The organism is Coprococcus sp. AM100_B19A (genome assembly GCF_027662015.1).
Taxonomy (GTDB): domain Bacteria; phylum Bacillota; class Clostridia; order Lachnospirales; family Lachnospiraceae; genus Allocoprococcus; species Allocoprococcus comes.
The window spans coordinates 183,631-196,972 of the sequence record NZ_JAQDKN010000001.1 but is presented as its reverse complement, the minus strand read 5'-3'; the positions used below and the strand labels follow the sequence as shown (position 1 = coordinate 196,972).

Here is a 13,342-nt window from a genome sequence, read left to right as displayed (position 1 = left end):
AAAAAGTCTCTTTTTGACAAAGGGGAAGGGTTAAATAATTTGCAACTGCTTCTGGTATTCATTTGTAAAAGGTGTGCCAAATTTCTCGGTAATTATGGATTCATACAGGTCTGATGCGAAAATGTCCAGGTTCAGGAGGACCTGGGTGGCGGAGGTGAGATCTCTGGCATCTGCGAGCTTTGTGATCAGAGGGATGGTGGCATACTCTTTGATCTCTTTAAGAATTTGAGTATCTTTTTTTTGAAAACCGAGTACGCGGGCATAAAGGGCGGATGTGGATGACCGCTCTTTTTTTGCTTTGCCGGAAATGTTGCCGGAATCTTCTACAAAACAGAAAGGAGGCTCATGTCGGAAGGTGTCCTTTTCTATGCCGAGCAGGATGTGCAGCAGGGCGCGGCTGATCCGGGTGTAGGTAAGCTCTCTGGTTTTCAGAAGATCGCAGAAGGAACTCCAGGTAGCAAAATCATTTCTCTGATTGATGATCCGGTTGGCGAGGTCTTTGCTGACATCAAGGTAATCGGTCAGAGAGGAAGCACTCTCACAGAGCAGTCGATACTTTAGCAGGAGCGAAAAATCATCCTGGGTAACCGGAAGTGAGGACTGGTAATTCTTTCGCAGCAGATCTGAAGAAGCGGGCGGAAGTTGTCCTGCGACGGATGAAAAAGCATCTTCTGGTAAAGATGGATTCAGAATTCGGTTGCGGATCGCAGTTGCGGAACTGAAGGTTTCGCAGAGGTCAGTATCATTGTAGCCGGATCCCTTGCGGGGAATCGCGAAAGGCTGGATCGGACTTTTGAAATACCAGAGCGCTTTTAAGTATTCAATCCCAAGAGTATTGTTTGGTGAAGACAGGATTTCGGCAAGGGACGGATCCTTTGTATAGACACTTAGGGCAGTCTGGCGTGCCTGCGGAAACGGTCGGCCTTTTCGCAGCTCATCCTGCAGGAGCTGCCGGTAGACTTCTGGCTCTTCGGAAAGAATCCGGGCAAGCCGATTGAGTTTTTTGATATCGCCACACTCACTGCCAAAGCAGAGATAGGAAATACAGCCAAGACTGTTAAAAATAGAAACGGCACCTCTTGCAAACAACTCTGCACTGCCACAGGAAAAAAGGACCGGGAGCTCCAGAATGAGTGATGCACCGCCAAGAAGGGCAGCTTTTGCCCGCAAATGCTTTGGTGCGATAGCAGGGGCGCCACGCTGGACGAAGTCACCACTCATAAGGACAACTGCCGCATCTGCCCCCGTTTTTTGAAGTGCCTGGTCTATATGATACTGATGTCCGTTGTGGAACGGATTATATTCTGCGATGATACCGACGATTTTCATACTTTTAACTAAAATCTCCTTTGTGTTGTTTGTGAAAAGATTATACTATAAAAAGAGTTTTTGTGCAAAAAACATTGTACTGGAAAATATTACGTGAAAAAAATAACATTACTTGTATACAATGTGTGCAAGGAGTATAATTAAGAATAGAGTGTGAGTTCTAATAAAGAAAATTCTAGTACCAGAAGGGAGAAACATCAATGAATGTATTAGTAATCAACTGCGGAAGTTCATCACTGAAGTTCCAGCTCATCAACTCAGAATCGGAGGCGGTTCTCGCAAAAGGTCTTTGCGAAAGAATCGGTATTGACGGAAGACTTACCTATCAGCCGGCAGGTGGAGAGAAGAATGTATCTGAAAAGGCTATGCCTACACATACAGAAGCAATCCAGTTCGTAATCGACGCGCTGACAGATGCAGATACAGGTGTTGTTAAGAGCCTTGACGAAATCGGAGCAGTCGGACATCGTGTTGTTCACGGCGGAGAAAAGTTTGCAAAATCTGTAGTTGTAACACCGGAAGTAAAAGCTGCGATCGCAGAGTGCAATGACCTTGCACCACTTCACAACCCGGCAAACTTAATCGGAATCGAAGCTTGTGAAAGTCTGATGCCGGGCACACCACAGGTTGTTGTATTTGATACTGCTTTTCATCAGACAATGCCTGAGAAAGCTTATATGTATGGACTTCCATATGAATATTATGAAAAATACAAAGTAAGACGTTACGGATTCCACGGAACAAGCCACAGCTTCGTATCTAAGAGAGTAGCTGAGATTGTTGGAAAACCATACAACGCAACAAAGACGATCGTATGCCATCTTGGTAATGGAGCATCTGTTTCAGCAGTGCTTAACGGAGAATCAGTAGATACCTCTATGGGACTTACTCCGTTGGAAGGTCTTGTAATGGGAACACGTTCCGGAGATATTGATCCGGCGATCATGGAATTCATTGCTAAGAAAGAAAACCTTGACATTGCAGGAATTATGAATGTCCTGAACAAGAAATCAGGTGTGGAAGGTGTATCCGGTGTATCCAGCGACTTCCGTGATCTTGAGGCAGCAGCAAAAGCAGGCAACAAGCGTGCAGAACTTGCAATCGACGTATTTGCATACAGAGTAGCAAAATATGTTGGTGCTTACACAGCAGCAATGAACGGTGTTGATAATATCGTATTTACAGCAGGTATCGGTGAGAACTGTGCACTTGTAAGAACAAAAGTCTGCAGCTATCTTGGATATCTTGGAATTACAATCGATGAAGAAGCAAATGGAAAACGTGGAGAAGAGATCGTAATCTCTACACCAGATTCCAAAGTGAAAGTTCTTGTAGTTCCGACAAACGAAGAACTTGCAATTGCAAGAGAGACAGTTGCACTTGTATAACAGAAGAAATTAGAAAAAACCTTAAAATCTGTAAATCATCCTTGACAAAAAGAATTTACATGGTATAATAGTTTAGGTGTGAACAGGAGAAAGAATTATGTTAATTGACCTGTCCGAAGTCTTATCTGAACCGCATAAGTCCATTGACGAAGTGGTCGGCACTGAGATGAAAGAAGTGAAGGTGAACGGAAGCAGATTTCCGGTAAGCCGGACACAGCCTGTGCATATTCATGTCGAGTATGCCGGCGAAAAAAAACTTCATATCAGTTGTGAGACAAGTCTTACGGTAATCATTCCGTGTGACAGATGTCTTACAGATGTACCGACAGATTTCACGCTTTCCTTTGAAAAGCAGGTGAATACAGCTCTGGCAGACGGAGAAGATGATGGCGAATCCGATGAAGCGAATTACATTGACGGATATCATCTTGATGTGGAGCAGCTGCTCTATAACGAGATTTTAGTAGGGTGGCCGATGAAAGTTCTATGTAGCGAAGACTGTAAAGGGATTTGCAGTGTATGTGGTCAGAACTTGAATGAGGGAAGCTGCGACTGCGAAGACACCAGTCTTGACCCTAGAATGTCAGTTATCCGCGATCTTTACAAGAATTTTAAGGAGGTGTAACCTATGTCAATTTGTCCAAAGAATAAATCTTCTAAAGCAAGAAGAGACAAGAGAAGAGCAAACTGGAAAATGAGCGCACCGAATCTGGTGAAATGCAGCAAATGTGGAGAACTTATGATGCCACACAGAGTTTGCAAAGCTTGTGGATCTTACAACAAGAGAGAAATCGTTACTGTAGAAAACTAATTAAAAAAGGCTATAGTACAGGAGTTAGGCGTATTGCTTAACTCCTTTTCTTTTTCCTAATTTTCCTAAATCTGCTAAATATTATTGATTTTTACGGTCATGTCTAGTAGAATTGGTTTAGTAATGCTGGGAGGTAACAGTATGAAAGAAATAACAAAAGTTGTTGTCGATGCAATGGGCGGAGACAACGCACCGCATGAGATCATCAAAGGTGCGGTCGAGGCGGTCGGGAAGTCAGATGCGATCCATGTGATCCTGGTCGGAAAAGAAGATGTCATCAATCAGGAACTTTCCGGGTACACATATAATAAAGAACAGATTTCGGTTGTTCATACATCGGAAGTAATTGAGACAGCAGAACCGCCGGTTATGGCGATCCGCAGAAAGAAAGACTCATCCATTGTGGTAGGTCTTAAGATGGTGAAGGATAAAGAAGCTGACGCTTTTGTTTCAGCAGGAAGTTCCGGTGCGGTTCTTGCCGGGGGACAGCTTCTGGTTGGACGTATCAAAGGGGTGGAAAGACCACCGCTTGCACCGCTGATCCCGACAGAAAAAGGATTCTCCATTTTGATCGACTGTGGGGCGAATGTAGATGCAAGACCTTCACATCTGGTGCAGTTTGCCAAGATGGGTTCGATCTATATGGAACATATTATGGGAGTCAAGAATCCGAAGGTTGCGATCGTCAATATCGGAGCTGAGGAAGAAAAGGGTAATGCCCTGGTTAAGGAGACTTTTCCTATGCTGAAAGAATGTAAGGATATTAACTTTATCGGAAGCATCGAAGCGAGAGAAATCCCTCACGGACAGGCAGATGTTATCGTCTGTGAAGCATTTACCGGCAACGTGATCCTGAAACTCTATGAAGGAGTAGCATCGGTTCTTGTAAGCAAGATCAAAGGTGGTATGAAGCAGAATCTCCGCGGCATGATCGGTGGACTTCTGGTTAAGCCGGTGCTGAAAAAGACTATGAAGGATTTTGACGCAAGTGAGTACGGTGGAGCACCACTGCTTGGACTCACCGGTCTGGTAGTAAAGACACACGGCAGTTCCAAGGCAAAAGAAGTCTGCAATTCAATTTTGCAGTGCGTAACCTTCAAAGAAGAAGGAATCAATGAAAAGATCAAAGAATGTATTCAGGCGGAAGAAAAATCCGCACAGGAATAAGCTCAGAAAGGATTAAGAATTATGGAATTTGAAAAACTGAAAGACATTATTGTTGATGTGATGGGATGTAACCCGGATGAAATTACGATGGACACTACATTTGTAGATGATCTGGGAGCTGATTCGCTTGATATTTTCCAGATTATTATGGGAATTGAAGATGCATTTGATATCGAAATTGAAAATGAAGATGCAGAAAAGATCGCAACAGTAGGTGATGCTGTAGAACAGATCAAGAACGCTGTTAACTAAGGAAAATGATTACAGGGGACATCCCCATTTTTGGGGAGTGTCCTTTTTTAAAATTGGAGGAGCAATCATGAGCAGAAATGTAAAGGAACTGGAAGAAAAAATCGGCTACAATTTCAAGGACAGCCATTTGCTCAGACATGCTGTGACGCACAGCTCTTATGTGAATGAAAAGCATATGAAGAAGGCAGACTGTAATGAACGTCTGGAATTCCTTGGAGATGCTGTCCTGGAACTGATTTCAAGCGAATATCTTTTTTTCGAGAACCAGACAATGCCGGAAGGAGAACTGACTAAGTTAAGAGCAAGCATGGTATGCGAGAAGGCACTTGCATTTTGTGCGCGGGATCTGGAACTTGGAAGTTATCTGCTGCTTGGGAAAGGTGAGGACGCGACCGGTGGAAGATTCAGAGAGTCTATTACCTCGGATGCATTGGAAGCACTGATTGGTGCGATTTATCTGGATGGTGGTTTTGCTAATGCGAAAGAGTTTATTTTAAAATATATTTTAAACGACCTGGAAGGGAAACGGCTCTTTTATGATAGCAAGACTATCCTGCAGGAAATGGTACAGGGCGGTCAGGAAAAAGGAATTGTCTACCAGCTGGTAGGAGAAGAGGGACCGGACCACAATAAATCCTTCCGTGTAGAGGTTGTGATCGGCGGAGAAGCCTTTGGATGTGGTATCGGAAGGACCAAAAAGGCTGCCGAACAGGAAGCGGCTTATCAGGCAATCCTGAAGCTGAAAGAAGGAAAGGTACAGTAGGTGAGGCATGTATTTAAAAAGTATTGAAGTACAGGGATTTAAGTCTTTTGCAAATAAGATTGTCTTTGAATTTCATAACGGGATCACCGGAATCGTCGGACCGAACGGAAGTGGGAAAAGTAACGTGGCGGATGCCGTCCGCTGGGTACTCGGAGAGCAGAAGGTGAAGCAGCTCCGTGGAGGTACGATGCAGGATGTTATTTTTTCCGGTACGGAAAACCGGAAACCCCTCAGCTACGCATCGGTTGCGATCACACTGGATAATTCAGATCACAAACTCCCGGTGGAGTTTGAAGAGGTTAAAGTCACAAGAAAGTTGTACCGTTCGGGGGAAAGTGAATACCTGATCAACGGCAGTGTCTGCAGGCTCAAAGATATCAATGAGATGTTTTATGATACAGGTATTGGAAAAGAAGGATATTCGATCATCGGACAGGGACAGATTGACAAGATCCTGAGCGGTAAGCCGGAAGAGAGACGAGAGCTTTTTGATGAGGCGGCCGGGATTGTCAAATTTAAGCGCCGTAAGGCGTTATCTCTTCGCAAACTGGAAGAAGAGCAGAGCAATCTGGTCCGTGTCAATGATATTTTGGGAGAGTTGGAAAAGCAGTTTGGTCCGCTTCAGAAACAGTCGGAGACAGCGAAGGAATATCTGAAAAAGAGAGAAGAACTGAAGCATTATGACATCAATATGTTCCTGGTGGAGATGAAACGTCTGAAGGGGCAGATCCGGGAAAACGATGAGAAGCTGAAGATTGCGCAGAATGAACTCACTGAAGCCGGTAAAAAGCATGAAGATATGAAGGCACAGTATGAGAAGATCGAGCAGGAAGTAGATGAGATCGACGCCGGAATCGAGCATGCAAAAAGTCAGAGAAATGAGACAACACTTCTGAAGCAGCAGTTGGAAAACCAGATCGAGCTTTTAAAAGAGCAGATCAACAGTGTCCGTATGAATGATGAACACTATGAAAAACGCGCAAACGATATTCAGGCAGAGCTTGCAAACCGTGAAAGGCAGAAATCCGAACTGGAAGAAGAAAAAGCAGAGATCGACAGACATCTTGCAGCAGCATCTGAGAGACAAAAGCAGGCAGGAGAGGAGCTGACTGCCCTGCAGAGCCGGATTGCAGAGATGACAGTGGAGATTGAAAAGAATCAGAACGATATCCGTGAGCTTCTGAATAACCGTGCATCCACGAAGGCAAAGCTGCAGCATTATGAAACGACGCTTGAACAGATCAAGGTACGCCGGGCACTGCTTTACAAACGTCTGGTAGAAGCGGAGAGTGATGTACAGAGGCAACAGGAACTTGCCGCGCAGTATACGGAAGAACTGAAGGCAGTATCAGGGAAGATCACGGATTCTGTAGAACAGATCAAAAACTATGAAACAGAGATTGCCGGACTGCAAAAAGAGATCGGACAGGCAAATGAAAACCTGCGAAACAGGCAGAATGCTTATCACAGGGAGTACTCTCGTCTGGAGTCTCTGAGGAACCTTACGGAGCGTTACGATGGTTATGGGAACAGTATCCGTCGTGTGATGGAGCAGAAAAGCCGTGAGCCGAAAATCCTGGGGGTTGTGGCTGATCTGATCAAAGTAGATAAAAAATATGAGACTGCGGTGGAGATCGCACTTGGAGGCAGTATCCAGAATATTGTTACTGCAGACGAAGAGACTGCAAAAAAAATGATTGGTTATCTGAAGCAGAACCGGTATGGCCGTGCAACTTTCCTTCCATTGACAGCGATTCATGGGGGACAGGGATTTGCCAGGGCAGAAGCCCTTCGCGAGCCGGGTGTGATCGGCACGGCGGACAAGCTGGTAACGGTAGAAGATAAATTTACATCTCTTGCAGAGCATCTTCTTGGAAGAACTCTTGTGGCAGACAACATTGATACTGGGATCCGTCTGGCAAGAAAGTATCGTCAGTCTCTGCGTATCGTTACGCTGGAAGGAGATCTGATCAATCCTGGCGGAGCAATGAGTGGTGGAGCATTTAAGAATTCCAGTAATCTGCTCAGCAGAAGACGTGAGATTGAAGAACTGGAAAAGACGGTTGCGCGTCTGAAAACAGAACTCCAGAAATCGGAAGCAGAAGTTGCGGCCGCAAAGGAGAAGCGGACGGCGCTGTATGCAAAGGTGGAAGAAATCCAGCAGGAGTTGCAGAATGACTATGTGGTTCAAAATACTGCGAAGATGAATCTGGACCAGGTAAAAAGCCGTCAAAATGTGACCAGAGAAAATTCAGAAGGAATTTATGCGGAGCGCAAGAAACTGGAAGAACAGGTTCATGAGATCGAGGAAAACGAAGAATCGATCAAAATGGAGCTGGAGACCAGCCAGCAACTGGAGGACGAGCTGACACGCCAGATGGAAAGCTCACAGAAGTGGCTGGAAAAAGAGCGTGAGGCAGAAGCGGCAGAAGTGCGCAAAAATGAAAATATTCACCTCAGTTTTGCTGCATTGGAGCAGAAAAAAGATTTTATCGAGGAGAATTTTGTCCGTATCCGGGAAGAGATGGGAAAATTCCAGGAAGAGCTTGCCACTTTAAATGCAAGCAAAGGAGAGAATCACGGTGAAATAGAGCAAAAGGAAGTACAGATTACCGAGATCCGGCAGACGATAGAGAATTCAAAGGAATTATTTGAGGAAATTAACAAAGAGATCGAAGAATCGCAGAAAAAGCGGGAAGAACTGAATCAGAAGCATAAGGCATTCCTGAAAAAGCGAGAAGATCTGGCAGCTCATATGGCAGAACTTGATAAAGAATCCTTCCGGCTTACCAGCAAGAAAGAAGGCTACGAGGAAGCTTTGGAAAAGCAGATCAATTATATGTGGGAAGAGTACGAACTGACGTATAATCATGCACTGGAAATCCGGGATGAGAGTCTGACAGATCCTGCCGAGATGCGAAGGCGGATCCAGGAATTAAAGACGGAGATCCGGAAACTTGGATCGGTGAACGTCAATGCGATCGAAGATTTTAAAAATCTTTCCGAGCGGTATGAATTTATGAAAACGCAGCATGATGATCTGGTAGAGGCAGAAGCAACGCTCAAGAAGATCATTGAAGAGCTGGACGAGGCGATGCGCAAGCAGTTTACTGAGCAGTTTGCGAAGATCAGCCAGGAGTTTAATCAGGTGTTTAAACAACTGTTCGGTGGTGGAAAAGGAACTCTGGAACTGATGGATGATGAGGATGTGCTGGAAGCCGGAATCCGGATCATTGCGCAGCCGCCGGGTAAAAAACTTCAGAATATGATGCAGCTTTCCGGTGGAGAAAAGGCGTTGACGGCGATTTCGCTGCTGTTTGCAATCCAGAATCTGAAACCTTCCCCGTTTTGTCTGCTGGATGAAATCGAGGCGGCACTGGATGATTCTAATGTCACGCGATTTGCACAGTATTTGCACAAGCTGACGAAAAATACACAGTTTATCGTCATTACACACCGTCGTGGTACGATGACAGCGGCAGACCGGCTGTATGGGATCACTATGCAGGAAAAAGGGGTATCAACGCTGGTATCTGTGGATCTTCTGGAAGATGAGCTTACAAAGTAGTGGATAGGAGGATATGATGGCAGAAGAAAAAATGGGATTTTTTAAGCGTCTGGTAGCAGGACTTAACAAGACGCGCGATAATATCGTGTCTGGAATGGACAGTATTTTTCATGGATTTTCAAAGATAGATGAGGACTTTTATGAGGAACTGGAAGAGGTTCTGATCATGGGAGATCTGGGGGTAAAAGCAACTTACGCGATTCTTGATGATCTTCGTAAAAAAGTAAAAGAACAGCATATCAAAGAGCCGATTGAGTGCAGACAGCTCCTGATCGACAGTATCAAAGAACAGATGGATGTAGGCGAGACAGCTTATGAATTTGAAAACCAGACTTCTGTTGTTCTGGTGATCGGAGTAAATGGAGTCGGAAAGACGACTACTATCGGAAAACTTGCCGGTAAGATGAGAGGTCAGGGCAAGAAAGTTGTGCTTGCTGCAGCAGATACTTTCCGTGCAGCTGCGGGCGATCAATTAAAGGAATGGGCACATCGTTCGGATGCAGATCTGATCGGCGGACAGGAAGGTGCAGATCCGGCAGCCATCGTTTATGATGCGGTAGCGGCTGCAAAAGCGAGAAAGGCAGATATCCTTCTGGTGGATACAGCTGGAAGACTTCACAATAAAAAGAACCTGATGGAGGAACTGAAGAAGATTAACCGTGTGCTGGAAAGAGAATATCCGGAAGCATACAGGGAAACTTTGGTCGTTCTGGATGCAACGACCGGACAGAATGCACTTTCACAGGCAAAGGAATTCAGTGATGTTGCGGATATTACAGGAATTATCCTGACTAAGATGGATGGAACGGCCAAAGGTGGAATTGCAGTTGCAATTCAGGCAGAGCTTGGAATTCCTGTTAAATATATAGGTGTCGGTGAGACAATCGATGATCTGCAGAAATTCGATTCCGACGAATTTGTACAGGCATTATTTACAACAGAAGAAAAGAAGGAAGAAGGAGAAGAATAATAATATGCTGACATTGGAAAAATTTGAAGAAGCAAGCGAGATCGTAAAACGTGTGACACGTCCGACAAAGCTTATCTACAGTGAGTATCTCAGTAGCCAGACCGGGGGAAAGGTCTATTTGAAACCGGAAAATATGCAGTACACAGGTGCATACAAATTAAGAGGAGCTTATTACAAGATCAGCACACTTTCTGAGGAAGATCGTGCAAAAGGTCTGATCACAGCTTCAGCAGGAAACCATGCGCAGGGTGTGGCATATGCGGCAAAAGCGTTTGGATGTAAGGCGACGATTGTTATGCCAACTGTCACTCCGCTGATCAAGGTAAACCGTACCAAGAGCTATGGCGCCGAGGTTGTTTTACACGGAGATGTCTATGACGATGCCTGTGCAAAGGCCTATGAGCTTGCAGAAGAGTACGGATATACTTTTGTACATCCGTTCGATGATCTGGATGTAGCTACCGGACAGGGAACGATTGCAATGGAAATTGTCCAGGAACTCCCGACCGTTGATTATATCCTTGCACCGATCGGGGGCGGCGGACTGATCACAGGTGTATCTACACTTGCGAAAATGCTGAATCCAAAGATCAAAGTGATTGGTGTGGAACCGGCAGAAGCAGCAAGTATGACTGCTGCAATCGAAGCAGGACATACCGTAACACTTCCAAGTGCCAACACGATCGCAGATGGTACAGCAGTAAAAAAAGTCGGGGAACAGAACCTTCCATACGTCATGGAAAATGTAGACCAGATCGTAACTGTAGAAGACGATGAACTGGTCGGAGCATTCCTTGATATGGTGGAAAACCATAAAATGGTAGTAGAAAACTCCGGTCTTCTTTCCGTTGCAGCTTTAAAACAGCTGGATCTGAAAGGTAAGAAAGTAGTATCTATCTTAAGCGGCGGGAACATGGATGTTATTACCATGTCTTCAGTTGTACAGCACGGACTGATCCAGAGAGACCGTATCTTCTCTGTATCGGTACTTCTTCCGGATAAACCGGGTGAACTGGTAAAAGTGGCACAGACGATTGCAGAAGAGCAGGGAAATGTGATCAAACTGGAACATAATCAGTTTGTAAGTATTAACCGGAATGCGGCTGTGGAGCTTCGTGTGACACTGGAAGCATTTGGAACCGATCATAAGAACCGGATCATTGCGGCATTGGAGGCAGCCGGGTTCAGACCGAAGCTGATCAGTGCGAAGTTATATTAGAATGTTTAAGAGGACAGTCTTATCCCCTGGTGAGGGATGAGGCTGTCTTTTTTTGAAAATAAGGTTGTTAGGTCGGGCGAGAAAAAGAATCTCTTCCAATCCAGGTTGTGCAAACCATTCCGATGAACCTCCGAAGGCGAAAATTATGTCAGCAGAGGTTTCTATAATTTTTGAGTTTCATCTCCATTGCACAAAATAGGATTGGAAGAGATTCTTTTTCTCGCCCGGCCAATGAACGGTATTGGTGAAAAGGGCAGGACTGCTTCATAGTTAGGGAGAGGGGATAGAGACTGCAAATGTGATTGGGTGCTTATTAAAGACGGGAGATATAGATGAAAAAATATGGAAATTTAACCAATTAGCACTTTAATTGAATGAAATACTGGGCTAAAGTCACGAAATGAGGAAAATGGGGTTGACATCGAAGGTATAGTTGTATACAATAATACAAAAATACAAAAATACAGGTCAGGGAGTGACGGTTATGGAAAATAGGAAGGTTTATCTGGATAAGCATACAAATTTATTGCAACTTGAGGAGCATATGTACCCGTTGGTAGACGTGGACACACCGAATGTGTTCCGGAACCTGTTTCATTATGATGAGATTCCTAAGATTGCGTTTAATGATCGTATTGTACCGCACAGTATGCCGGATGAGATCTGGATCACTGATACGACATTCAGGGATGGACAGCAGTCGAGAGCACCCTATTCAACGGATCAGATTGTAACCATTTTCGATTATATGCACAGGCTTGGAGGTTCGCAGGGGAAGATTCGTCAGAGTGAATTTTTCTTATACAGCAAGAAAGACCGTGATGCCGTATATAAATGTATGGAAAGAGGTTATAAGTTCCCGGAGGTCACAAGCTGGATCCGTGCAAATAAAAAGGATTTTGAGCTGGTAAAAGATCTGGGAATGAAGGAAACCGGAATTCTGGTAAGCTGTTCGGATTATCATATTTTTTATAAACTGAAGATGACAAGACGAGAGGCGATGGAACATTATCTGTCAGTTGTACGTGAATGTCTGGAGACCGGTGTCAGTCCAAGATGTCATCTGGAAGATATTACCAGATCGGATATTTATGGATTTGTCATTCCATTCTGTCTGGAACTGATGCATCTGATGGAAGAATATCAGATTCCGGTGAAGATCCGTGTCTGTGATACAATGGGATACGGAGTCAACTATCCGGGGGCTGTGATTCCTCGTTCCATTCCGGGTATCATTTACGGACTCAGAGTACATGCAGGTGTACCGAGTGAACTGATCGAATTCCACGGACATAATGATTTTTACAAGGCAGTCAACAATTCAACAACGGCCTGGCTTTATGGAGCATGTGGTGTGAACTGTTCCTTGTTTGGAATCGGTGAACGTACCGGCAATACGCCGCTGGAAGCGATGATTTTTGAATATGCGCAGCTTCGCGGAACGCTGGATGGTATGGATACAACGGTGATTACTGAACTGGCAGAATATTATGAAAAAGAGATTGGATATCAGATTCCGCCGCGTACCCCGTTTGTCGGAAAGAATTTCAATGTAACCCGTGCGGGGATCCATGCAGACGGACTGTTAAAGAACGAAGAAATCTACAATGTGTTTGATACCGGCAAGTTTCTGAACCGTCCACCGCTGGTTGCTGTGTCAAATACTTCCGGTCTTGCAGGCATTGCACATTGGATAAATACATATTATCACCTGAAAAATGAGAAACAGGTAGACAAGAATTCCATTTTAGTTGTAGAATTGAAGAAGTGGGTTGACGCGGAATATGAATCCGGCCGTGTGACCGTACTCACAGATCAGGAACTAATCCGGGAGATTGAGAGAATCTGTGACGAAAAGGGGATTACAATCTAACG

General features: G+C 44.7%; 11 protein-coding genes. 10 read left to right on the top strand and 1 reads right to left on the bottom strand.

Translation table 11 applies throughout. The annotated features are described in order from the left end of the window. Positions 1-30: 30 nt before the first annotated feature. Entirely contained in the window at positions 31-1,329 is a 1,299-nt protein-coding gene (locus PGQ33_RS00965) for a tRNA(Met) cytidine acetate ligase (RefSeq protein ID WP_270205074.1), read from the bottom strand. Between the two features lie 200 nt (positions 1,330-1,529). On the opposite strand from PGQ33_RS00965, the gene PGQ33_RS00960 reads away from it, so the two are divergent. From PGQ33_RS00960 to PGQ33_RS00915, 10 genes are all read left to right on the top strand, one after another. Then, positions 1,530-2,717, top strand: a complete 1,188-nt coding sequence (locus PGQ33_RS00960) for an acetate kinase (RefSeq protein ID WP_008372212.1) — start codon at positions 1,530-1,532, stop codon at positions 2,715-2,717. A 97-nt stretch (positions 2,718-2,814) separates the two neighbouring features. Further along, positions 2,815-3,342, top strand: a complete 528-nt coding sequence (locus tag PGQ33_RS00955) for a YceD family protein (protein WP_055156626.1) — start codon at positions 2,815-2,817, stop codon at positions 3,340-3,342. A 3-nt stretch (positions 3,343-3,345) separates the two neighbouring features. Beyond that, positions 3,346-3,528, top strand: a complete 183-nt coding sequence (rpmF, locus tag PGQ33_RS00950; protein ID WP_008372209.1) for a 50S ribosomal protein L32 — start codon at positions 3,346-3,348, stop codon at positions 3,526-3,528. Between the two features lie 141 nt (positions 3,529-3,669). Further along, on the top strand, positions 3,670-4,695 hold the full coding sequence (gene plsX / locus PGQ33_RS00945) for a phosphate acyltransferase PlsX (RefSeq protein WP_022219879.1): 1,026 nt from the start codon (positions 3,670-3,672) through the stop codon (positions 4,693-4,695). A gap of 21 nt (positions 4,696-4,716) precedes the next feature. Then, on the top strand, positions 4,717-4,947 hold the full coding sequence (gene acpP, locus PGQ33_RS00940) for an acyl carrier protein (RefSeq protein ID WP_008372189.1): 231 nt from the start codon (positions 4,717-4,719) through the stop codon (positions 4,945-4,947). A 67-nt stretch (positions 4,948-5,014) separates the two neighbouring features. Next, positions 5,015-5,710: a ribonuclease III gene (gene rnc / locus PGQ33_RS00935; protein WP_022219880.1), complete on the top strand. Its 696-nt coding sequence runs from the start codon at positions 5,015-5,017 to the stop codon at positions 5,708-5,710. 7 nt (positions 5,711-5,717) lie between these two features. Further along, positions 5,718-9,278, top strand: coding sequence for a chromosome segregation protein SMC (gene smc, locus PGQ33_RS00930; RefSeq protein ID WP_270205073.1), 3,561 nt, complete (start codon positions 5,718-5,720; stop codon positions 9,276-9,278). A gap of 16 nt (positions 9,279-9,294) precedes the next feature. Then, on the top strand, positions 9,295-10,248 hold the full coding sequence (ftsY, locus tag PGQ33_RS00925) for a signal recognition particle-docking protein FtsY (protein ID WP_022219882.1): 954 nt from the start codon (positions 9,295-9,297) through the stop codon (positions 10,246-10,248). A 4-nt stretch (positions 10,249-10,252) separates the two neighbouring features. Beyond that, positions 10,253-11,467, top strand: coding sequence for a threonine ammonia-lyase (ilvA, locus tag PGQ33_RS00920; RefSeq protein ID WP_008372180.1), 1,215 nt, complete (start codon positions 10,253-10,255; stop codon positions 11,465-11,467). 484 nt (positions 11,468-11,951) lie between these two features. Then, positions 11,952-13,340, top strand: coding sequence for a 2-isopropylmalate synthase (locus PGQ33_RS00915; RefSeq protein WP_118217800.1), 1,389 nt, complete (start codon positions 11,952-11,954; stop codon positions 13,338-13,340). The last annotated feature ends 2 nt before the right edge of the window (positions 13,341-13,342 follow it).